Source organism: Piscinibacter sp. (assembly GCF_047600445.1).
Classification (GTDB): Bacteria; Pseudomonadota; Gammaproteobacteria; order Burkholderiales; family Burkholderiaceae_C; genus Piscinibacter.
On sequence record NZ_JASGKT010000002.1, the window covers coordinates 1062075 to 1084507 of the forward strand.

At 71.4% G+C, this 22433-nt stretch carries 22 protein-coding genes; 11 read left to right on the top strand and 11 right to left on the bottom strand.

All coding sequences use genetic code 11. The features are described 5' to 3' along the window. Window positions 1–5: 5 nt before the first annotated feature. Window positions 6–1604, bottom strand: a complete 1599-nt coding sequence (locus QM792_RS09110; protein ID WP_415149363.1) for a 4-hydroxyphenylacetate 3-hydroxylase family protein — start codon at window positions 1602–1604, stop codon at window positions 6–8. 81 nt (window positions 1605–1685) lie between these two features. On the opposite strand from QM792_RS09110, the gene QM792_RS09115 reads away from it, so the two are divergent. Both QM792_RS09115 and QM792_RS09120 read left to right on the top strand, forming a co-directional pair. Beyond that, window positions 1686–2372: a TetR/AcrR family transcriptional regulator gene (locus QM792_RS09115; RefSeq protein ID WP_415149365.1), complete on the top strand. Its 687-nt coding sequence runs from the start codon at window positions 1686–1688 to the stop codon at window positions 2370–2372. A 2-nt stretch (window positions 2373–2374) separates the two neighbouring features. After that, window positions 2375–2926: an isochorismatase family protein gene (locus tag QM792_RS09120; RefSeq protein WP_415149367.1), complete on the top strand. Its 552-nt coding sequence runs from the start codon at window positions 2375–2377 to the stop codon at window positions 2924–2926. Here the strand turns inward: QM792_RS09120 and QM792_RS09125 are convergent. From QM792_RS09125 to QM792_RS09165, 9 genes are all read right to left on the bottom strand, one after another. Further along, window positions 2910–3419: a GNAT family N-acetyltransferase gene (locus QM792_RS09125; RefSeq protein WP_415151602.1), complete on the bottom strand. Its 510-nt coding sequence runs from the start codon at window positions 3417–3419 to the stop codon at window positions 2910–2912. The genes QM792_RS09120 and QM792_RS09125 overlap by 17 nt on opposite strands. After that, window positions 3419–5131: an acyl-CoA dehydrogenase family protein gene (locus QM792_RS09130; protein WP_415149368.1), complete on the bottom strand. Its 1713-nt coding sequence runs from the start codon at window positions 5129–5131 to the stop codon at window positions 3419–3421. The genes QM792_RS09125 and QM792_RS09130 overlap by 1 nt, the downstream gene beginning before the upstream one ends. Beyond that, entirely contained in the window at window positions 5128–5799 is a 672-nt protein-coding gene (locus QM792_RS09135) for a TetR/AcrR family transcriptional regulator (RefSeq protein ID WP_415149370.1), read from the bottom strand. Before QM792_RS09135 ends, QM792_RS09130 begins: the two co-directional genes overlap by 4 nt. A 106-nt stretch (window positions 5800–5905) precedes the next feature. Continuing rightward, window positions 5906–6442, bottom strand: coding sequence for a DinB family protein (locus tag QM792_RS09140; RefSeq protein WP_415149372.1), 537 nt, complete (start codon window positions 6440–6442; stop codon window positions 5906–5908). Between the two features lie 57 nt (window positions 6443–6499). Further along, the gene (locus QM792_RS09145) at window positions 6500–6880 is read right to left on the bottom strand and encodes a phosphopantetheine adenylyltransferase (protein WP_415149374.1); all 381 of its coding nucleotides are present in this window, start codon (window positions 6878–6880) and stop codon (window positions 6500–6502) included. 24 nt (window positions 6881–6904) lie between these two features. Further along, on the bottom strand, window positions 6905–7939 hold the full coding sequence (locus QM792_RS09150) for a VWA domain-containing protein (protein WP_415151603.1): 1035 nt from the start codon (window positions 7937–7939) through the stop codon (window positions 6905–6907). A gap of 8 nt (window positions 7940–7947) precedes the next feature. After that, a complete protein-coding gene (locus tag QM792_RS09155) occupies window positions 7948–8916 on the bottom strand; it encodes a DUF58 domain-containing protein (RefSeq protein ID WP_415149376.1) in 969 nt (322 codons plus the stop codon). Next, the gene (locus QM792_RS09160) at window positions 8888–9907 is read right to left on the bottom strand and encodes an AAA family ATPase (RefSeq protein WP_415149377.1); all 1020 of its coding nucleotides are present in this window, start codon (window positions 9905–9907) and stop codon (window positions 8888–8890) included. Before QM792_RS09160 ends, QM792_RS09155 begins: the two co-directional genes overlap by 29 nt. A gap of 17 nt (window positions 9908–9924) precedes the next feature. Then, complete coding sequence (locus tag QM792_RS09165; protein ID WP_415149379.1) at window positions 9925–10914, bottom strand: S1C family serine protease; 990 nt, start codon at window positions 10912–10914, stop codon at window positions 9925–9927. Between the two features lie 93 nt (window positions 10915–11007). Between QM792_RS09165 and QM792_RS09170 the strand changes: the two genes are divergently transcribed. From QM792_RS09170 to QM792_RS09210, 9 genes are all read left to right on the top strand, one after another. Next, window positions 11008–11814 carry a TatD family hydrolase gene (locus tag QM792_RS09170; protein WP_415149381.1) on the top strand — a complete coding sequence of 269 codons (807 nt, stop codon included), beginning with the start codon at window positions 11008–11010 and terminating at the stop codon, window positions 11812–11814. Then, the gene (locus QM792_RS09175) at window positions 11811–12308 is read left to right on the top strand and encodes a DNA-deoxyinosine glycosylase (RefSeq protein WP_415149382.1); all 498 of its coding nucleotides are present in this window, start codon (window positions 11811–11813) and stop codon (window positions 12306–12308) included. Before QM792_RS09170 ends, QM792_RS09175 begins: the two co-directional genes overlap by 4 nt. Then, window positions 12305–13087: a spermidine synthase gene (locus QM792_RS09180; RefSeq protein ID WP_415149384.1), complete on the top strand. Its 783-nt coding sequence runs from the start codon at window positions 12305–12307 to the stop codon at window positions 13085–13087. Before QM792_RS09175 ends, QM792_RS09180 begins: the two co-directional genes overlap by 4 nt. After that, window positions 13084–14874 (top strand): GspE/PulE family protein, encoded by a 1791-nt coding sequence (locus QM792_RS09185; protein WP_415149386.1) that lies wholly within the window; start codon window positions 13084–13086, stop codon window positions 14872–14874. The genes QM792_RS09180 and QM792_RS09185 overlap by 4 nt, the downstream gene beginning before the upstream one ends. Before the next feature lie 88 nt (window positions 14875–14962). Beyond that, a complete protein-coding gene (locus tag QM792_RS09190) occupies window positions 14963–15427 on the top strand; it encodes a tripartite tricarboxylate transporter TctB family protein (protein WP_415149387.1) in 465 nt (154 codons plus the stop codon). 10 nt (window positions 15428–15437) lie between these two features. Then, window positions 15438–16952 carry a tripartite tricarboxylate transporter permease gene (locus QM792_RS09195; RefSeq protein ID WP_415149389.1) on the top strand — a complete coding sequence of 505 codons (1515 nt, stop codon included), beginning with the start codon at window positions 15438–15440 and terminating at the stop codon, window positions 16950–16952. A 7-nt stretch (window positions 16953–16959) separates the two neighbouring features. Then, the gene (locus QM792_RS09200) at window positions 16960–18549 is read left to right on the top strand and encodes an MFS transporter (RefSeq protein WP_415149391.1); all 1590 of its coding nucleotides are present in this window, start codon (window positions 16960–16962) and stop codon (window positions 18547–18549) included. A 9-nt stretch (window positions 18550–18558) separates the two neighbouring features. Beyond that, window positions 18559–19854 carry a DUF3422 family protein gene (locus tag QM792_RS09205; RefSeq protein WP_415149393.1) on the top strand — a complete coding sequence of 432 codons (1296 nt, stop codon included), beginning with the start codon at window positions 18559–18561 and terminating at the stop codon, window positions 19852–19854. Next, entirely contained in the window at window positions 19855–21483 is a 1629-nt protein-coding gene (locus tag QM792_RS09210) for a gamma-glutamyltransferase family protein (RefSeq protein WP_415149394.1), read from the top strand. A gap of 21 nt (window positions 21484–21504) precedes the next feature. On the opposite strand, the gene asd is transcribed toward QM792_RS09210, so the two are convergent. Then, entirely contained in the window at window positions 21505–22356 is an 852-nt protein-coding gene (gene asd / locus QM792_RS09215; protein WP_415149396.1) for an archaetidylserine decarboxylase, read from the bottom strand. Window positions 22357–22433 lie beyond the last annotated feature (77 nt).

The window sequence follows — 22433 nt, forward strand, 5'->3', positions numbered from 1 at the left end:
CCGGCTCAGCAGCGCCGGCGCTCCGGCAGCGCCACCATCACCGGCTGGCCCGGCGTCGTGCAGCCGGTGTCGCAGCACTTGCCGGGCTGCCGGTTCTGCGTGATGGCGCGCCGCTCGTCGTGCAGCACGCCGCGTTCGAGCAGCCGCTCCACCAGCTCGACCTTGGAGCCGACCGGGTAGTTGCGCCAGATCTCCTGCTTCATCGCCGCTGGCGAGCCGCCGCCGTGCAGGCTGATCAGCGAGTACCAGCCGCCCTGGTACGAGGCGGTCAGGTCCTCGATGAAACGCGCCGTCTGGATGCGCTTGTCGTAGGGGATGTCGGGTGCCGCCTGCAGCACCTCCGACAGCCGGGCGGCGGTGGCGGGGTTGTGGTCCTCGTCCGGCCCCGGCAGCGCGACGATCAGCCCGCCCGACACCTCGTGCGCGAGGCGGTGCATGTCGTAGATCTTCGTGGCCAGCAGCAGCTTGCCGATGTTGCTGAACACCGGCTCGGGCATGAACGAGCCGCTGTGCGGGTCGCGTTCGGCGTACACGCTCGCGGCCACGCCGCAGGCGAAGAAGCTCTCGGTGATCGTGATCAGCTCGACCATCGGCTCGCGCAGGTTGCTCTTGGCGCCCGGGTCCAGCCCGTTGGCCTCGCACATCAGCGCGCCGGCGCCGATCAGCAGGTCGCCGAAGCCGGCGCGCGCGCCGATGCAACTGTGGCGGTGGTGCGTGGCGTAGCTGTAGGTCAGCACGTGGCTGTGTTCCCATTCGCCGGCGAAGAACACGCGCTCCCAGGGCACGAAGACGCGGTCGAAGATCACCACCGCGGTGGACTGCCCGTACTTGCGCGAGAACAGCGCGTCGCCGTGCTCCAGCTTCTCGCCGGGCCGCCCGGCGGGGCGCGCGACGATGGTGATGCCGGGCGCGTCGACGCGAACGGCGCAGCACACCGCGAAGTCGGCGTCTTCCGGCCCCATGTTGCGGCTGGGCATCACGAGGAACTCGTGCATGTACGGGGCGCCGGTGACGATGGCCTTGGTGCCGCTGATGACGATGCCCCGGGCATTGCGCTCGACGACGTGCACGTAGGTGTCTGGGTTGGCCTGCTGGTGCGGTTTGCGGCTGCGGTCGCCCTTGGCGTCGGTCATCGCGATGCCCAGCGACAGGTCCTGGTCCTGCGCATGGGCGAGGTAGGCCTCGAAGCGGGCGCGGTGCTCGGTGCCGCCCTTGGCGTCGTCGATGCGGGCCGTCGCCTGGGCGATGCCGTTCAGCGCGTCGTGCGCCAGGTAGCGCTGCGCGCAGCCGGTCTCCTGGCACAGCAGCCGCACGGCTTCGAGCTTGTTCAGCAGGTCGCCGGCCGATTCGTTCACGTGCAGCATGCGGTTGACCACCCGCTTGCGCCGCGACTGGGTTGCCAGCGCCACCGGCGCCAGCTCGGCGCGCAGCGCGAAGTCGTAGGTGAACGCGAGCGCATTGACGCCGGGGCGCAGCGCCGGCTCGTCGGCCACGCTGGCCACCTCGCGGCCATCGACGAAGACCCGGGGCGCACAGCGGCGCAGCGACTCGCGGTAGGCGTCGCCGGACATCAATTCGACCTGGCTGGCGGCGGGTGTGGACATGGCGGTGTGCGGATGAATCGAACGAAGACGCAATGATTAAACACTGTTCAAAATATGCGATCAACGTTTACACTGACGCCGATGGATGCCCCGTCCGCTCCCCGCAGCGCCGCTCGCAGCGCCGCCCGGAAATCCTCCGGCGCCAGGCCGCGCGAGCTGCGCCACCAGGCGCTGGCCGACGCGAGGCGCCGCTCGGTGCTCGACGCCGCGCGCGCCGCCTTCTTCGAACTGGGCATGGAGAAGACCAGCATGCGCGAGATCGCGCAGCGCGCCGGCTACACCGTGGGCGCGCTGTACAGCTACTTCGCCAGCAAGGAAGAGGTCTACGGCGCGCTGCTGGCCGAGTCGCTCGAACGACTGAACGCGCGCGTGCGGCAGGCGGTGGAGGGCTGCGCCGACGAAGCCCGGCGCGCGCGTCGCTCGGCCACGGCCTTTTTCGACTTCTATCGCGAGAACCCGCGCGACCTCGACCTCGGCTTCTATCTCTTCCAGGGCATGACCCCGCGCGGCCTGACGCCCGAACTGAACGAGAAGCTCAACGCGCGCCTGCGCGACGCGCTGCAACCCACCCAGAATGCGTTGAAGGCGCTCGGGCTGCCGGCCAGGAAGGCCCTCGAGGAAGTGACGGCGCTGTTCGCGCACACCGTGGGCCTGCTGGTGCTCAGCCACACGGGCCGCATCCGCATGTTCAGGCAGGCATCGCAGGACTTGTTCGATGCCTATCTCCGGCAACTGCTCGCCCGCGCCGGCGCGGGCCAGGAGGCATGACGATGGACACGATGAACGCCGCAGCCGGCGCGCTGGTGCTGGTGGACTACCAGGCCCGGCTGCTGCCGGCCATCCACGACGGCGCCGCGGCGGTGGCCCACGGCGTGCTGCTGGCGCGCGCGGCGCATGCGCTGGGCATCCCGGTGATCGGCACCGAGCAGAACCCCAAGGGCCTGGGCCCGAACGTCGAGGCCATCCGCGCCGAATGCCGGCTCACGCTCGCCAAGACGCATTTCGACGCCTGCGCCGATGGTCTCGTGCCGGTGCTGCACGAGGCCCGGCCGGGCTGTCGCGAGGTGGTGGTCGCCGGCTGCGAGGCGCACGTGTGCATGATGCAGACCGCGCTGGGCCTGCTGCGCGCCGGGCTGCGCGTCTGGGTGGTCGCCAACGCCAGCGGTTCGCGCCGCCCGAGCGACCACGCCGCCGCGATGGCACGCCTCGCGCAGGCCGGCGCCACGATCGTGACGCACGAGATGGTGCTGTTCGAGTGGCTCGCGGACTGCAAGCACCCGCGCTTCCGCGAGGTGCTGGAGATCGTCAAGAGCGCTGCGTGAATGAGGGGGCCGCGCGGACGAAGCGCTGCTCCGTGACCGTGTTCCCCCATTGGTTGCCGGCCTTCTCGTCGGCCAGCTCGAAGCCGAAGGACTCGTAGAGCCGTCGGGCCGCGTCCAGCCCCTTGAACGTCCAGAGCTGGATTGCCGCGAAACCGCACCGGTCGCAAAAGGCGATCGCCTCCTGCATCAACCGGCGCCCGGCGCCGGCGCCGCGGCAACCATCGTCGAGAATGAACCAGCGCAGATGAGCCTGCCCGTCACCCAGGTCCTGGCCGTCGATGGCGATCGAGCCCACGATACGGTCGTTCTGCGTCGCCCTCCAGATGCCGTTACACGGCTGGTCCAGGCGGCCCACGAACTCCGCGACGCCGCTGGCGACCTGGCTCTCGAAGAACTGGCCGAAGCCGGAATGGCGCGCATAGAACACCGCGTGCATCTCGGTGATCCGCCCGACCAGCCCGGGACGGTATCCGGAACTCACGCTGACGACCATCACCGCAGCACGCCCGCACGTTCGACGATGCGGTTCGCCGCCGCGTTGTCCAGGCCCAGGCCCAGCGTCCCGAACATCGAACCCCATGCGCCGGCCGCATCCGGGCAGCGCGTGGCGAGGAAAGCGTCCACCACCTCCGGGCTGCTGTAGCGCATCAGGTCGGCGGCCTGCAGGGCGCGGGCCACGCTCTCGGTCATCGGGCGCGCCAGGAATTCGTCGCCCACCGCGGCGTGCACCAGGCGCTCGGTGGCCCCCAGCAGCGCATCGAAGCGGCGGTCCCGGCCCTTCAGCGGGTTCAGCTCCGCGAACAACGCGTCGACGGTGCGCAGGTCTTTGAGCATCGCGCGGCGAACGTCCATGCACATCATGTTGGCCGTGCCTTCCCACACGCTGTTCAGCGGCGCCTCGCGGTAGATGCGGGCCATCGGGTTCTCCTCGATGAAGCCGTTGCCGCCGTGGCACTGCAAGGCTTCGTTGGCGATGGCCGGCGCGCGCGAGCAGTTGAAGTACTTTGCGGCCGGCGTGGCGACGCGCGCGAGCAGTTTTTCTTGCTCGTCCGTCTTCATCCGGTCGGTGGCGCGAGCCACGCGCAGAGCCATCAGCGTGGCGGCCTCCACCTCGACGGCCATGTCGGCCAGCACGTTGGCCATCATCGGCCGCGCGGCGATCGGGGTGCCGAAGGCCTTGCGGGTGGTGGTGTGGCGCAGCGCCAGCGTCAGCGCCTGGCGCATCAGGCCGGCCGAGCCGACCGCGAAGTCCAGCCGCGTCAGGTGCGAGTGCGACAGGATCTCGCGGATGCCGCGGCCTTCCTCGCCGACGCGGATGGCCAGCGTGCCGGCGAATTCGACTTCGCTCGACGCGTTGGACTTGTTGCCGGCCTTGTCCTTCAGCCGTTGCACGAAGAAGCGGTTGAAGTTGCCGTCGGGCAGGGTGCGCGGCAGGAAGAAGCAGGTCACGCCGCCGTTCACCTTGGCCAGCGTGAAGAAGCCGTCGGACTGTGGCACCGAGCAGAACCACTTGTGGCCGGTCAGCTCGTACCAGTGCGCCGTCGCGCCGTGGTAGTCGTCCGAGTGCGAGAAGCGGGCGGTGGTCTGGGTCTCGCGCAGGTCCGATCCGCCCTGCTTCTCGGTCATCGCGTAGCCGATCACGACCGAGGGCTTGTCGCCCACCTCGCGGCGGCTGAATTCGTATTCGGTGCCCTTGCTCTTCTCGGCCCAGACCGCCAGCGCCGGCTCGGCGGCGAAACCGGCGAACGAGGCATAGGCCATGCCGGTGGGGCAGGCGGTGCCGTGCTCGACCTGGTTCCACAGATAGGACAGCACGGCGCGCGCGATGTGGCCGCCCGCCTCGTGCGTGCGCCAGCACAGGTTGGGTACTTCGTGCTTCCATGCCAGCGACATCAGCGCGTGCCAGCTCGGATGGAACTCGACCCAGTCGATGCGATGGCCGAAGCGGTCGTGCGTCTTCAGCTCGGGGGTGTGGCGGTTGGCCAGGCGCGCCAGCTCCTGCACGTTCTCGTCGCCGGCCAGCGCGCCGAGGGCGGCGCAGCGTCCGGCCGCCCAGGGCGCCTCGCGGGCGATGGTGGCGCGCAGCACCGCATCGCCGTCGAAGGCGTTGAAGCCGCTGGCGGGCAGGGCCTGGTTGAGCACCTCATGGGTGCCGTGACGCTGGATGGAGGTTTCGAGGATGGCGGGCGAAAGGGGCTTGTTCATGACGCTCTCCGGTGGAGTGGCTTGACCGTGGCGGCGGGCACCGCCACGCTGGTGCAGGCCAGCGCGGCGATCTGGTCGGCCAACTGGGCGACCTCGCGCCGGTAGGCCTCGGTGTCCTGGTGCTGCTGGCGGCTCAGCGGCGACAGCGGGCCGATCAGGCCTTCCATGAAGCCGCCGACGATGACGGTGGCGGCGATGTCGGGCCGCACGTCGGGCCGCACCTCCTTGCTAGCCTGGCCGGCCTCGATGATCGAACGCACCACCTCGCTGATCGCCGCGCGGTAGGTCAGGCGCGCCTCGTCGATCTCCTTGTCGCAGGGTTCGGCGATCAGCGCGTAGGCCAGGCGCGGATTGCGCATGGCGCGGCGCACGAAGGTCGCCACCGCCGAGTGCAGCCGGCCCAGCGCGGCGCCGCCCGAATCGGCGATGTCGGCCAGCACGTCGACCTCGCGCTGCGAGACCGCCGACAGGACCTCGGCGAACAGCTCCGCCTTCGAGGGGAAGTAGCGGTAGACGGTGCCCGTGGCGATGCCGGCCGCCGCCGCGACGCTGGCGACCTGCGCCTCCTTCCAGCCCCCTTCGCCGACCAGCGCGCGGGCGGCCTGCAGGATGCGGCTGCGGTTGTCCTGCAGGCGTGCCTCGACGGCGGGGGTCTGACGGTAGGCCATGAAGAAATGAACCTTAGTTCACAATTGATGTGAATCCTAGTTCATTCTTTTCCGGCCTGCAAGCCGCCCTCGGGTGGACCTAGTCCGCCCCGCCGGCGCCGCGGGATCATGCGTCGCTGCGCGGAATGACGGCCAGCAGGTCGGTGACGCCGATGTCCACGCCGGACTGGAACAGCAAGGTGGACGCCTGGCCGCGATGATGGGTCTGGTGATTGAAGAAGTGCTGGAGCAGGGCGTCCAGGCGCCTTCTCGACTGGACGCCGGCCATGTTGCCGTAGCTGAGGTCGGACGAGAGGTGCTCGGGCTGGAGTTCCGCGACCCAGCGCGTGATGAGCGCATCGAGTTCACGGCGATAGCTACGCAGGCCCGCGAGATCCGGCGCCAGGCGCTGGGTCAGCGAAGACGGCTGTGGAAACCGGGAGAGGGCGCCCAGGCTGTCAAACGATGGTTCGAACCGGGCGAAGCGATGCAGCCAGATCGTGTCCGCGGTCGCGATGTGATTGAGCGTTCCCAGTATGGAGCCGAAGAAGGCGCCTTTGTCGGCAGCCAGCGTCGCGGCGTCGAGCGTCGCGGCCGCGTCGTACATGCGCTCGTTCATCCAGCGGTTGTATTCCGCCATCAGCGATGCGGCCTGCGGGGTCATGGCGATGCCTGGTTCGGGTCGAACGGCATGCCGTGGCGTGTCCGGCTGAACGAAGGGTCAGCCCGCACCGCGCGACGACAGATGAGCAACCCCGGCGCCGAGCAGCAGGATCAGCGCGAGCACGTCTGCGATGACGACGCGGTGCAATTGAGCGTTGATGGGCCCGACGATCCAGGCCAGGGCCAGGAAGGACACCACGCTGGCCAGGCCCACGAGCAAAGCGATCGGCTGTAGCGACACACGGAACGCGGCAACCGCGAGCAGCAGTCCGATGATGCCGAACAGGATGGCGCGGTGTCGAAGCAGAAGTTCCAGATTGGGTTCCGAGACGGATACGCCGTACAGCCCGGCCAGACGCGGCGGACCCAGCACGCCAACGACCGGAAGCAGGTGAATGATGGCGACGACGATGAGTGCGGTGGCGATGAAGTGGCGCATGGGTTGGAGTCCGGCAAGCGTCTGCTAAGCCACCCGCCCGAACCACGCCACCGACAGCGCCGCCGCGGCGGCCACCAGCAGCGCGCCGAGCGCCGCGAACAGCGCGCTGATCTCGGTCTCCTTCTTCTCCACCACCAGCCGCGTCGACAGGCCCTGGTAGACCTTCTTCAGGTCTTCGGCGGTGCCGGCGTAGAAGTAGTCGGCGCGGGTGATCTGGGCCACGGCCTTGAGCGCGTCCTCGTCGAGGCGCACGCGCATCGACCAGCCCTCGAAGCCGATGGTCTCGCCCTCCTTGGTGCCTATGCCCACGGTGTAGACGCGCACGCCGCGGTCGGCGGCCATGCGGGCGGCTTCCACCGGGTCGGGGCCGGTGGTGCGCTGGCCGTCGGTGAGCATGATGATCGCCGCCGAGCCGTAGGAGCCCGGCTCCACCGGCGTGAAGTCGGGCCGGGGCTTGTCGTTCGGCCCCGGCGGCATGGCCTTCTGGCCGGTGATCTGCGACAGGTCGATGCCGGCCTCGGGGAACAGCGCCGCCAGCGACAGCACGATGCCGCTGCCGGTGGCGGTGCCGCGCTGCAACTGGAAGCGGTCGATCGCGGCGAACACGTCGTCGCGGCTGTGCGTGGGCGGCTGCACGATGGCCGCGGTGCCGGCGAACTGCACCACCGCCACGCGCACGCTGCGCGGCAGCTCGGCGACGAAGGCCTTGGCCGCCTCCTGCGCGGCCACCAGCCGGTTCGGTTGCACGTCGGCGGCGCGCATGCTGCCCGACACGTCCATCGCCAGCACGATGGTCTCCTGCTGCGAGGGCAGCGTGATCACCGCGGCCGGCCGCGCCGCCGCGACCAGCAGCACGGCGATCGCCAGCAGCATCAGCGCCGGCGGCACGTGGCGCTTCCAGCCCGCCGACTTGCCCATCGCCTGCTTGACCAGCGCGAGGTTGGCGTAGCGCAGCGCGGTCTTCTTGCGCCGCGCCAGCAGCCACAGGTAGCCGAGCACCAGCAGCGGCACGGCCACGAGCAGCCACAGCATCTCGGGCCAGATGAAGTTGAGCGGCATGCTGCCTTTCACGACGCCCTCCGCGACGGGTTGTGCATCAGGTGCGCCGGCACGCTGCCCGAGGCCAGCCGGGCGCGCTGGCGGCGCAGGTCGACGAAGCGCGCGACGGCGTCGAGCAGGTCGTCGTCGGTGGCGAGTTCGAGCGTGTCCACGCCGGCCTGCGCGAGCGCGGCCAGCAGGGCCTCCTCGCGCACGCGCGCGGCGGCGGCGAAGCGCGCGCGAAAGCCCGGGTCGTGCGTGTCCACCAGCAACTGCTCGCCGGTCTCGGCGTCGCGCATCGTCACCAGGCCGAGGTCGGGCAGCTCGCGCTCGAGCGGGTCGGACAGGCGCACCGCGGTCACGTCGTGGCGCCGCGCGAGTTCCGCCAGCGCCTGTTCCCAGCCCGGCGGGCTGATGAAGTCGGACACCACGAACACCGTGCCGCGCCGCCTGACGATGCGCTGGCCGGCGAGCAGCAGGTCGCGCAACTGCGTGGCGCCGGGCGGCGCCTCGGCCGGCCGCTGCGCCATGCGCTGCAGCAGGCTCAGCACGTGCAGGCGTCCGCCGCGCGCCGGGATCACCGTGTCGACCTCGCTGCCGTAGAGCAGCGCGCCGACGCGGTTACCGTGGCGCGTCAGCAGCCGCGCCAGCACGCCGACGAACTCGCGCGCCACGCCGCGCTTGGCGCGGCTGCCGGAGCCGAAGTCGACGCTCGCGCTGAGGTCGACCAGGAACCACGCCGCCACCTCGCGGTCTTCGGTGAACTGGCGCACGTAGGGCTGCTGCAGCCGCGCGGTGACGTTCCAGTCGATGTGGCGCACGTCGTCGTGGTGCTGGTATTCGCGCAGGTCGGCCAGGTCGAGCCCGGCGCCGCGCATCAGCGTGCGGTAGTCGCCCTGCAGCAGGCCGTCGAGACGGCGGATCACCGTCCACTCCAGGCGGCGGAGCAGGGTGTCCGAGTCGGAGGCCTCAGCGGCCGGAGGCGCCTGGCTGTTCATGCGGAGCGAGCGGCTTGTCGGGTGCGGGAATCTTCTGCATCACCTGCTGCACCAGGCGATCGGGCGAGAGGCCGTCGGCCAGCGCCTCGTAGCTCAGCACCAGGCGATGCCGCATCACGTCGGCCACCAGCCCGGTCATGTCTTCCGGCAGCGCGTAGCCGCGGCCGCGCATGAAGGCCAGCGCGCGCGCGCCTTCGATCAGCCCGATGGTGGCGCGCGGGCTGGCGCCGAAGCTGAGGTACTTGGTCATGTCGGCCAGGCCGTACTGCGCCGGCCGGCGCGTCGCGCTGACCAGCTTCACCGCGTACTGCATCAGCGAGGGGTCGACGTAGACCTTGCGGCAGGCCTGCTGCAGCTCGGCGAGCTGGCCCATGCTGGCCACCGCCTGCACCTGCACCGGCGCGCCGGTGACGCGCTGCGCGACGACGAATTCCTCCTCCTCGCTCGGGTAGTCGACCAGCACCTTCATCATGAAGCGGTCGACCTGCGCCTCGGGCAGCGGGTAGGTGCCCTCGGTCTCGATCGGGTTCTGCGTGGCCATCACCAGGAAGGGCTCGGGCACCTTGTGCGACACGCCGGCGATCGTCACCTGGCGCTCCTGCATCACCTCGAGCAGCGCGCTCTGCACCTTGGCCGGCGCGCGGTTGATCTCGTCGGCCAGCAGCAGGTTGGCGAACACCGGCCCGAGCGAGGTGTCGAACTCGCCCGTCTTGGGGCTGTAGATGCGCGTGCCGATCAGGTCGGCCGGCACCAGGTCGGGCGTGAACTGGATGCGCTTGAACTGGCCGCGCAGCGTCTGCGCCAGCGTCTTGACCGTCAGCGTCTTGGCCAGGCCCGGCACGCCCTCGACCAGCAGGTGCCCGCCGGCCAGCAGCGCCACCATCACGCGCTCGAGGAACTCGTCCTGCCCGACCACGACGCGCTTGACCTCGTAGAGCACGCGCTCCATCAGCGTGGCGGCGCCGCCTTCGGGGTGGGAGGTGGATTCCATGCGGCTCCTTCGGAGTGTCAGAACGGTGGCATGCCCGCGCCCGCCGCGGCGTTCTCGATCGGCACCGCGAAGCCGATGCCGACGAACACGCGCTGGCGCGTGGGGTTCATGATGGCGGTGACGATGCCGACCACCTCGCCGTCCATCGTCACCAGCGGGCCGCCCGAGTTGCCGGGGTTGGCCGCGGCGTCGAACTGGATCAGGTTGGTCAGCGTGCGTTCGCCCTCGGGCGAGCGGAACTCGCGCTTCAGCCCGGAGACGATGCCCTCCGAGGCCGAGGGCCCGACGCCGAACGGGAAGCCGACCGCCATCACGCGGTCGCCGGGCGCGAGGTCGGTGGTGCTGCGCATCGTGGCGGCGGCCAGGTCGTCGGGGATCTTGTCGGCGCGCAGCACGGCGAGGTCGTGCTCGGGCATCACGGTCAGCAGCCGGGCGTCGCTCTCCAGGCCGTCCATGAAGGTCACGCGCACGCGCTCGGCGCCCATCACCACGTGCAGGTTGGTCAGGATGGTGCCGTTGTCGACGATCACCACGCCGGTGCCGACGCCGCGCTCCTCGAAGCCGGGCAGCTCGCCGGCGTCGCGCCGGGCATGCGGGTCTTCGGCGCCGGCCGGCTCGCGGCGCGCCTTGCGCTCTGGGCGCGGCTTGTCGCCTTCGCGGTCGTAGCCGATCACGCGCACCACCGAGGGGATGATCTTGTCGTAGGCCCGCGCCGCCGCCGAGGCGAGCGGCTTCTCGGCGATCGATTCGCGCACCAGGTGGTCGATCTGCTCGAAGCTCAGCGGCGCGGGCGGGCGCGGGCCGTTGCGCCACAACAGTGCAACGGGCAGGAGCAGCAGCACGGCGGCGATCCACAGCGCGCGTTCGTGGCGGGCGGCGAAGCTGCGCAGGCGGGAAGGGCGGCGCGCGGCCGCCGGCGCCTCGGGGGCGCTCGCCGGCGCGGGCGGCGGCTCGGCGGAAGCGGCCACCCCTCGGCGAGATCGGCTGTACAGCGGTGCCTTCTTCATCGGCTGCTCCGGTGCGGCGCCCTGGGGACGGGATGCGCTGCAACGGTAGCACGTCCGCGCGGCCCGTGTCACAGGCAAGGCATCATCGGGCCCATGTGGATCGACACGCACTGCCACCTCGACGCGCCCGAGTTCGACGCCGACCGCGACGCGGTGGCCGCGCGCGCCCGCGCCGCCGGCGTGGCGGCGATGGTGCTGCCGGCCGTGGAAGCGGGCAACTTCGCCGCGGTGCGCGAGCTTGCGCATGCGCACGGCCTGGCCTACGCGCTCGGCATCCACCCGCTGTTCGTGGCGCGGGCGGCCGAGGAAGACCTGGAGCGCCTCGACGCCGAACTCGCGCGCCTGCGCGGCGATGCGCGGCTGGTGGCCGTCGGCGAGATCGGCCTCGACCACTTCGTGCCGGGGCACGACCGCGAGCGCCAGGAGCGCTTCTACGCGGCGCAGCTCGCCATCGCGCGGCGCCACGGCCTGCCGGTGATCCTGCACGTGCGGCGCTCGGCCGACGCGCTGCTGAAGCACCTGCGCCGCATCGAGGTCGGCGGCGGCATCGCCCATGCCTTCAACGGCAGCGCGCAGCAGGCGCGCGGCTTCGTCGAGCGCGGCCTGAAGCTCGGCTTCGGCGGCGCGGCCACCTTCGAGCGCGCCTTGCAGATCCGCGAGCTGGCGCGCACGCTGCCGCTGGAGGCCATCGTCACCGAGACCGACGCGCCCGACATCCCGCCGCAGTGGCTGTACCGCAGCGCCGCGCAGCGCGCCGCCGGGGCGAGCAGCCGCAACGAACCCGCCGAGCTGCCGCGCATAGGCGCCGTGCTGGCCGGCCTGCGCGGCATGGCGGTGGATGAGTTCGCCGCGGCGACGGCGGCCAATGCGCGCGCCGCGCTGCCGGGGCTGTGCGCATGAGCGATCTGCTGCAAGGCCTGGCCCCGGTGATCGTGCGCGACACGCGGCTGGTGGTGCTGGGCAGCTTCCCGGGCGTGGCCTCGCTGCGCGCGCGGCAGTACTACGCCCATCCGCGCAACCAGTTCTGGCCGCTGCTGTCGGCGATCTGGGGTGTCGATCTCGTCGCGCTGCCCTATGCCGAGCGCCTGGCCGAAGTGCGGCGGCGCGGCCTGGGCATCTGGGACGTCTACGCCCACTGCCGGCGCGAGGGCAGTCTGGACAGCGCGATCGAAGACAGCGTGCCCAACGACCTGGCGAGCCTGAAGCTCCGCGCGCCCCGGCTCGAGGCCGTGGCGCACAACGGCGGCGAATCGGCGCGCGCGATGGCGATCACGCGCACGCTCGGCGTGGCGGTGCTGCGCCTGCCTTCCACCAGCCCGGCCAATGCGAGCTGGAGCTTCGAGCGCAAGCTCGCGGCCTGGCGCGCGGCCTTCTCGACACACGGACTGGCATGACGACGAAGAAGAAGGCCGCGCCCGCGCTGGCGCCGGCCACGCTCTCCGAGCACGACGGCGTGCGCTACCTGCACCTGGGCACGCCCTGGGTGCAGGGCGCGATGCGGCTGCGCAAGCCCGAGCACATCGAGCTGGAGTACGTGCAGCGCATGATGGCCTGGATGCTGCTGCGCCCGGCCGCCGAGCTGGCGCGCGGCCACGCGGTGCAGCTCGGCCTGGGCGCCGGCGCGATCACGCGCTTCACGCACGGCGTGATGAAGATGAGGACGACCGTGATCGAGATCAATCCAGGCGTCATCGCCGCGAACCGCCTGTACTTCCGCCTGCCCGCCGACGGCGCGCGCCTGCGCGTGCTGGAGATGGACGCGCAGCACTGGCTGGACGCGGTGGCCGAGCCGGGCTCGGTGGACGCGCTGTGCGTCGACCTGTACGACCACGAAGCCGCCGCCCCGGCGCTGGACGACGAGGCCTTCTACCGCGCCTGCGCGCGCGTGCTGGGCGAGGGCGGCGTGATGAGCGTCAACCTGTTCGGCCGCCACGCCAGCTTCGCGCGCAGCGCCAGGCGCATCGCCGCCGCCTTCGACGGCGGCAGCGTGGTCTCGCTGCAACCCACGCGCGAGGGCAACACCGTCGTGCTGGCGCTCAAGCGCGCCGGCCTGCCCGAGCGTGAAGAACTCGCCGCGCGCGCGCAACAGCTCGACACCCGCTACGGCTTGCCGGCGCGAAAATGGCTGCGCATGATCCGGCCTTTGCCGGACGCCGTGGTGGCTCGCGCATGAACGCTCCCGATCTCGCCCTCGACAAACCGCACGTCGGCCCGCTCGACTGGCGCGTGCTGCTGCGCTGGCTGCGCAAGGACGGCATGCTCAGCGACGAGGTGGCGCGCGCCACCGAGAAGCGCTTCCACGGCACCGACAGCCGCCAGCACCCGCTGGTGCGCCTCGCCGGCCTGGGCCTGCTGCGCGACAAGGAGCCGGGCAAGGGCCGCGTGCTCGACGTGGAGGCGCTCACCGAATGGCTGGCCGAGCGCGTCAAGCTGCCCTACCTGCGCATCGACCCGCTCAAGGCCGACGTCGGCCGCGTCGCCGAGGTGATGTCGATCAGCTACGCCGAGCGGCGCCGCGCGCTGCCGCTGAACGTCGGCCCGCGCGACGTGACCATCGCCACCTGCGAGCCCTGCGACCTGGGCTGGGTCGGTGAGATCGAGGCGCACACCGGCAAGCCGGTGCGGCTGGTGGTGGTGAGCCCGGCCGAGCTGCAGAAGTACACCACCGAGTTCTATTCGCTGTCGCGCTCGGTGCGCGCCGCGATCAAGACCGGCGAGACCTCGGCGATCGCCAGCTTCGAGCAGCTCGTCGAGCTGGGCCGCAGCAACAAGCAGCTCGACGCCAACGACCAGGGCGTGGTGCAGGTGGTCGACTGGCTGTGGCAGTACGCCTTCGACCAGCGCGCCAGCGACATCCACCTCGAGCCGCGCCGCGAGCGCTCGGTGATCCGCTTCCGCATCGACGGCGTGATGCACAACGTCTACCAGGTGCCGCCGGGCGTGCTGAACGCGATGATCGCGCGCATCAAGCTGCTCGGCCGCATGGACGTGGTCGAGAAGCGCCGCCCGCTGGACGGCCGCATCAAGACGCGCAACCCGGCCGGCGAGGAGGTGGAGATGCGCCTGTCGACGCTGCCCACCGCCTTCGGCGAGAAGATGGTGATGCGCATCTTCGACCCCGAGACCACCGTCAAGTCGATCGACGCGCTGGGCTTCGGCGCGCACGACGGCAGGCGCTGGGAAGGCCTGGTGACACAGGCGCACGGCATCATCCTCGTCACCGGGCCTACCGGCTCGGGCAAGACCACCACGCTGTACTCGACGCTGCGCCGCCTGGCCACCGACGAGGTGAACGTCTGCACCGTCGAAGACCCGATCGAGATGATCCAGCCGGCCTTCAACCAGACGCAGGTGCAGCCGGCCATCGAGCTGAACTTCGCCGAGGGCCTGCGCGCGCTGATGCGGCAGGACCCGGACATCATCATGGTCGGCGAGATCCGCGACCTCGAAACCGCCGAGATGGCGATCCAGGCCGCGCTGACCGGCCACCTCGTCTTCAGCACGCTGCACACCAACGACTCGGTGTCGGCCATCACCCGGCTGGAAGACCTGGGCGTGCCGCCCTACCTGATCGGCGCCACGGTGATCGGCGTGCTCGCGCAGCGCCTGGTGCGCACGCTGTGCCCGGCCTGCAAAAAGCCCGACGAGGCGCTGTCGCGCGACGCGCTGGACGAACTCGTCAAGCCCTGGCGCCTGAGCGGCGCGGTCAAGCCCTACAAGCCGGTGGGCTGCCTCGAATGCCGCATGACCGGCTACCGTGGCCGCGCCGGCCTGTACGAACTGCTGACCATCGGCGAGGAAGAACGCCAGTGCATCACCCCCACCACCGACCTGGCGCGCCTGCGCAAGCAGGCGCTGCACGGCGGCCTGCGCCCGCTGCGCGTGGCCGGCGCGATGAAGGTGGCCGAAGGGCTGACGACCATGGAAGAAGTGCTGCGCGCCACGCCCGGCTGGGCGTGACTTCATGCTACGTGTAAACCACACAGGGAGCCGGGGCATCGCTGCCTAGAATCCGCCGCGAACCATTCCGTCTTCGGAGGAGAAAGCGGTGAAGATCAAAAGCCAGCGCGACTTCTGGTCGGGCCTGATGTTCGTGGTCGTCGGCCTGGGCTTCGCCTGGGGCGCCACCGAATACAGCTTCGGCACCTCGGCCCGCCCCGGCCCCGGCTACTTCCCCTTCGGCCTGGGCATCCTGACGGCGCTGCTCGGCGCCATCGTGCTGTTCCAGGCGCTGACCATCGAGACCGAAGGCGGCGACCCGGTCGGCGCCTTCGCCTGGAAGCCGCTCGGTTTCATCGTGCTGACCGTCGCGATCTTCGGCTGGGCGCTGCCGCACCTGGGCATGGTGATCGCGCTGCCGCTGCTGGTGGTGATCGCGGCGCTGGCCGGCGACGAGTTCCACTGGGGCGAGGCACTGGTCAACGCCGCCATCCTCACGGCGGGCTGCTGGCTGGTTTTCATCGTCGGCCTGAGCCTGACGATCCCGCTGTGGCCGTCGTTCATCGGCAACTGAGGACGACGCCATGGAACTGCTCTCGAACCTGGCGCTCGGCTTCGGCGTCGCCTTCACCTTCCAGAACCTGCTGTACGCGCTGGGTGGCTGCATCCTGGGCACGCTGATCGGCGTGCTGCCCGGCCTCGGCCCGGTGGCCACCATCGCGATGCTGCTGCCGTCGATCTACGCGCTCGACGCGACGCCGGCGCTGATCATGCTGGCCGGCATCTACTACGGTGCGCAGTACGGCGGCTCGACCACCGCGATCCTGATCAACGTGCCGGGCGAGTCCAGCTCGGTGGTCACCGCGATCGACGGCTACCAGATGGCGCGCCAGGGCCGCGCCGGCGCGGCGCTCGCCGCGGCCGGCCTGGGCTCGTTCTTCGCCGGCTGCGTCGGCACGGTGATCATCGCCGCCTTCGCGCCGCCGCTGACCGAGCTGGCCTTCAAGTTCGGCCCGGCCGAGTACTTCTCGCTGATGGTGCTGGGCCTGATCGGCGCCGTAGTGCTGGCCTCGGGCTCGCTGATCAAGGCGATCGCGATGATCCTGCTCGGCCTGCTGCTGGGCCAGATCAACACCGACGTGATCTCCGGCACGCCGCGCTACAGCTTCGACATTCCCGAGCTGACCGACGGCATCAACTTCGTCGCCATCGCGATGGGCGTGTTCGGCTTCGGCGAGATCATCGCCAACCTGGGCAAGCCGGCCGAGCACCGCGAGGTGTTCACGAAGGACGTGAAGGGCCTGTGGCCGACGGTGCAGGACTTCAAGGACGCCTTCCCCGCCGTGCTGCGCGGCACCGCGCTGGGCTCCCTCCTCGGCGTGCTGCCCGGCGGCGGCGCGCTGCTGGCCGCGTTCGCGGCCTACACGCTGGAGAAGAAGTCGCGCGGCCGCCCCGGCGAGGTGCCGTTCGGCAAGGGCAACATCCGCGGCGTGGCCGGCCCCGAGTCGGCCAACAACGCCGGCGCGCAGACCAGCTTCATCCCGATGCTGACGCTGGGCATCCCGCCCAACGCGGTGATGGCGCTGATGGTCGGCGCGATGACCATCAAGGGCATCCAGCCCGGCCCGCAGGTGATGACCAGCAACCCGCAGCTCTTCTGGGGCCTGATCGCCTCGATGTGGGTCGGCAACCTGATGCTGATCATCCTGAACCTGCCGCTGATCGGCATGTGGATCAAGCTGCTGACGGTGCCTTACCGCTTCCTGTTCCCGGCCATCATGTCGTTCTGCTGCATCGGCCTGTACACGCTGAACAACAACCCCTTCGACGTCTACATGGGCGCGGGCTTCGCGGTGGTCGGCTACCTCTTCTACAAGCTCGCGTGCGAACCGGCGCCGCTGCTGCTGGGCTTCATCCTCGGGCCGATGATGGAAGAGAACCTGCGCCGCGCGCTGCTGCTGTCGCGCGGCGACTGGAGCACCTTCCTGACGCGCCCGCTGTCGGCCGGCCTGCTGGTGGCCGCGGCGCTGATGGTCGTGGTGGTGATGCTGCCGTCGATCAAGAACAAGCGCGAAGAGGCCTTCCAGGACGCGGATTGACCCGCGCGTGAGCGACGCGCCACCGTCGTCGCTGGCCCCGCTGAAGGGGCCGGTGTTCCGCATGCTGTGGACGGCCTGGCTGGCCGCCAACGTGACCATGTGGATGAACGACGTGGCGGCGGCGTGGCTGATGACCACGCTGACCGACAGCGCCGTGATGGTGGCGCTGGTGCAGGCGGCCTCCACGCTGCCGGTGTTCGTGCTGGGCCTGCCCAGCGGCGCGCTGGCCGACATCGTCGACCGGCGCCGCTACTTCGCCGTCACGCAGTTGTGGGTGGCCAGCGTCGCGCTGCTGCTGTGCCTGGCTTCGCTGGCCGGCGCGCTGTCGGCGCCGCTGCTGCTGGCGCTGACCTTCGCCAACGGCATCGGCCTGGCGATGCGCTGGCCGGTGTTCGCCGCCATCGTGCCGGAAGTGGTGCCGCGCCACGAGCTGCCGGCGGCGCTGGCGCTCAACGGCGTGGCGATGAACATGTCGCGCGTCATCGGCCCGGTGCTGGCCGGCGCGCTGCTGGCCGGCGCGGGCAGCGCGGCGGTGTTCGCGCTCAACGCGGTGTTGGCGGTGGTGGCCTTCGCGCTGATCCTGCGCTGGAAGTCGCAGCGCAAGGTCAGCGCGCTGCCCGGCGAGCGCTTCCTCGGCGCGATGCGCGTCGGGCTGCAGCACGTCACGCAGTCGCCGCGCATGCGCGTGGTGCTGATCCGCATCTTCCTGTTCTTCCTGCAATCGACCTCGCTGACCGCGTTGCTGCCGCTGGTGGCGCGCAAGCTGCACGACGGCGGCGCCGGCACCTTCACGCTGCTGCTCGCCTCGATGGGCGGCGGCGCGGTGGCCGCGGCGCTGTACCTGCCGCGCCTGCGCCAGAACATCGGGCGCGACGTGTTCGTGCGCTGGGGCACCGTGACGCATGCGCTGGCCTCGGTGGCGGTGGTGTTCGCGCCCTCGATCTGGCTGGCGGTGCCGGCGATGGCGGTGGCCGGCATGGCCTGGATCTCCACCGCCAACTCGCTGACGCTGGCCGCGCAGATGGCGCTGCCGAACTGGGTGCGCGCGCGCGGCATGTCGATCTACCAGATGGCGTTGATGGGCGGCAGCGCCGCCGGCGCGGCGCTGTGGGGCCAGGTGGCGAGCTGGAGCAGCGTGCCGGCGAGCATCGTCGCGGCCTCCGTGGCCGGGCCGCTGGTGCTGCTGGCGACGCGCCGCCTGACCGTCGACGGCGGCGAGGACGAAGACTTCAGCCCGGCCCGCCCCGGCGGCGCGCCGCCGCTGCCGCTGGTGGAGCCGCAGCCCGACGAGGGGCCGGTGATGGTGACGGTGGAGTACCTGATCGCGCCCTCGCGCGCCGACGCCTTCATGGCCGTGATGGAAGACACGCGCCGCGCGCGGCTGCGCCAGGGCGCGCTGTCGTGGGGGCTGTTCCGCGACCCGGCGGTGCCGGGCCGCTACATCGAATACTTCCTCGACGAGACCTGGGTCGAGCACCTGCGCCGCCAGGAGCGCTTCACCGCCGCCGACGTGGGGCTGCGCGAGAAGCGGCTGGCCTTCCACCTCGGCACCGAGCCACCGAAAGTACATCGCTACATCGGCGAATCCATCGACTAGCATCGCGCGATGCAGCACGTGCACCCCTTGCGCGAGAGTCTTCACCACGAGGTGCACGCGCGTCCCTACGAGCGCATGAACGCGCCGCTGCTGCTGTCGCACGTGGCGCTGGTGGGCAACGCGGGCGACGCCGAGCGCGCGCACCTGGCCGCGCTGCTGGCGGCGCGCCAGCTCGCGGTGCCGGCCGAGGGCGCCAGCCACCTCAGCGCCGACATCGGCGGCCTGCGCCTGCGCTGGGAGAAACACGGCGAGTTCCACACCTGCACCTTCTGGCGCCAGGGCGCCGGCGCGGCCGACGGCTTCGCCGCGCCGCCGATCGCCGCCGTGCCGGCCGACTGGCGCGCCGCGCTGCCCGGGCAGTGGCTGGTCGGCCTGCACATGCTGGTGCTGCCGGCGCCGCCCTTGCGCCACGAGCCGCCCGCGCCGGTGCGCACGCTGCTCGACGAGGACGCGCTGGTCGGCGCCAGCGTGATGGACGACTCGGCCGAGGTCTACACCGATTTCCGCATCCACGGCGACGGCTTCACGCGCTGGATCGTCGTCGCCGGCGACATGACGCCGCGCCGCCTCGGCCGGCTGGTGCAGCGCATCCAGGAGATCGAGACCTACCGCATGATGGCGCTGCTGGGCCTGCCGGTGGCGCGCGAGGTCGGCGGCGCGCTGGCGGGCGCCGAGCGCGACCTGGCCGACGTGGCCGAGCGCATCCGCACCGCGCGGCGCGACGACGAACCCGAGCTGCTGCGCCAGCTCACGCAGCTCGCCGCGCGCGTCGAGGGCCTGTACGCGCGAACCCACGCGCGTTTCTCGGCCAGCGCGGCCTACTTCGAGCTGGTGCAGCGGCGCATCGACGAGCTGCGCGAGGAGCGCGCGCACAACCTGCAGACGCTGCGCGAGTTCATGGACCGCCGCCTGCTGCCGGCGATGCAGACCTGCGCCTGGGCCGGGCGGCGGCTGCAGGCGCTGTCGGAGCGCGTCTCGCGCGTCTCGAACCTGCTGCGCACGCGCGTCGAGATCGAGCAGCAGGCCAGCAGCCGCGCGCTGCTCGACGCGATGAACCGGCGCCAGAAGGCGCAACTGCTGCTGCAAAGCGCGGTGGAGGGGCTGTCGGTCGCGGCCGTCACCTACTACGGCGCCGGGCTGGTCGGCTACGCCGCCAAGGGCGCCAAGGCGGCCGGCCTGAACCTCTCGCCGGATCTCGCCGTCGCGCTGGCCATCCCGCTGATCGCACTCGGCGTCTGGCTCGGCGTGCGCCGCCTGCACCGGCAGGCGCACGCCGCCGCCGACACCACCCACCAGGAGCATTGAATGACCCGCCACGCCTTCGACTGGAGCGCCGGCTACCCCAGCCAGCGCCTGCCGGTGTTCGGCCGCAACATCGTCTCGACCTCGCATCCGCTGGCCGCGCAGGCCGGCCTGCGCACGCTCTGGCAGGGCGGCAACGCGGTCGATGCGGCGATCGCCGCGGCGGCCGCGATGACCATCGTCGAGCCGTGCAGCAACGGCCTGGGCTCGGACGCCTTCGCGATCGTGTGGGACGGGCGGCAACTGCAAGGCCTGAACGCCAGCGGCACCGCGCCGCAGGGCTGGACGCCCGAGTACTTCCGCGGCCGGCTCGGCGCCGATGCGCGCGCCCCGGCCCGGCGCGGCTGGGACAGCGTCACCGTGCCCGGCGCGGTGTCGGCCTGGGTGGCGCTGTCGGAGCGCTTCGGCAGCCTGCCCTTCGCCGACCTGCTCGAGCCCGCGATCGAGATCGCCGAGCGCGGCTACGCCGTGCCCTGGGTGGTGCGGCAGAAATGGGCGATGGCCGCGGCGCTGCCCGAGATCACGCGGCAGCCCGGCTTCGCCGAGGCCTTCCTGCCGCACGGCCGCGCGCCCGAAGTCGGCGAGCTGTTCCGCTTCCCGGCGGCGGCGCGCACGCTGCGCCTGATCGCGCAGAGCTACGGCGAGGCCTTCTACCGCGGCGAGGTGGCGCAGGCCATCGAATTGCATGCGCGCGCCCACGGCGGCGCGATGACGGCGGCGGACCTCGCCGCCTACCGCCCCGAGTGGGTGGCGCCTATCGCCAAGGCCTACGCCGGCCACGAGCTGCACGAGATCCCGCCCAACGGCCAGGGCATCGCGGCGCTGATCGCGCTGGGCATCCTGTCGCACTTCGACCTGGCGGGCCTGAAGCCCGACGGCGTCGAGGCGCAGCACCTGCAGATCGAGGCGATGAAGCTCGCCTTCGCCGACACCTACCGCTACGTGTCGGACCGCCGCACGATGGACGTCACGCCCGAGCAGATGCTGGACGAGGCCTACCTCGCCGGGCGCGCCAGGCTGATCGACCGCCGGCGCGCGCAGGACTTCGGCGCCGGCAACCCGGTCAAGGGCGGCACCATCTACCTGACCGCCGCCGACGAGCGCGGCATGATGGTCAGCTTCATCCAGAGCAACTACATGGGCTTCGGCTCGGGCGTGGTGGTGCCGGGCTACGGCGTCTCGCTGCAGAACCGCGGCCACGGCTTCAGCCTGCGCGCGGGCAGCCCCAACCTGGTGGCGCCGGGCAAGCGGCCCTTCCACACCATCATCCCGGCGTTCCTGACGAAGCAGGGCGCGCCGCAGATGAGCTTCGGCGTGATGGGCGGCAACATGCAGCCGCAAGGCCATCTGCAGACGCTGGTGCGCATGCTGAGCTTCCGCCAGGAGCCGCAGGCCGCCTGCGACGCGCCGCGCTGGCGCTTCAACCAGGGCCGTTCGATCAACGTCGAGGCGACGCTGCCGGCGGCCACGCGCGAGGGCCTGCGCGCGCTCGGCCACCAGGTCGAGGACTTCCAGGACAGCTACCAGGACTTCGGCGCCGGCCAGTTCATCTGGCGCCTCGGCGATCCGGCCGTCGAGGGCTACGTGGCGGCGAGCGATGCGCGCCGCGACGGGCTGGCGGCGGCGTACTGAACCGCGCGTACCGGGATGGCCTCAGGCCGGCCAGCCCATCGCCTCGCCCATGCGGATGGCGTGGCCGGGCGTCCAGCCGGGCTCGAAGCGCAGCGTGCCGCGAGGGAACAGCAGCACGACCGTCGAGCCGAGCAGGAAGCGGCCCATCTCGGCGCCGCGCCCGAGCGCGACCTCGCCGTCGCGGTAGCGCCACTCGCGCAGCGTGCCCGGGCGCGGCGGGTTGACCACGCCGTGCCACACCGTGGCCATGCTGCCGACGATGGTGGCGCCCACCAGCACCAGCACGAAGGGCCCGTGCGCGGACTCGAACACGCACACCACGCGCTCGTTGCGCGCGAACAGGCCGGGCACGCCGCGCGCGGTGGTCGGGTTGACCGAGAACAGCGCGCCCGGCACGTGGATCATGCGCAGCAGCCGGCCGGCGCAGGGCATGTGGATGCGGTGGTAGTCGCGCGGGCTCAGGTACAGCGTCGCGAAGCTGCCGCCCTCGAAGCGCGCCGCCAGTTCGGCGTCGCCGCCGACCAGCGCGGTGGTCGTGTAGTCGTGGCCCTTGGCCTGGAAGATGCGATCGTGCGCGATCGCGCCGAACTGGCTGATCGCGCCGTCCACCGGGCACAGCCAGGGCGCCTCGGCCAGCGGGCGGGCGCCGGGTTTCAACGCGCGCGTGAAGAACTCGTTGAAGCTGGCGTAGCTCGTGATGTCGGGGTCGGCCGCCTCGCTCATGTCGACGCCGTAGCGCGCGACGAAGCGGCGGATCGCCGCGCTGGTCAGGCCGCCCGCCGCGCGGCTGGCCGCGGCGCCGGCGAACGAGGTCAGCCACTGCTTGGGCAGCAGGTACTGCGGCAGGACGGCAAGGCGGTCGGCGAGGCTCATGGGCGGGCGGATTCTATCGGCGGGCGATGGCATCGTCGGGCCCCATGCCCCGCTTCGGCACGCGCGCCCCGCGTCGC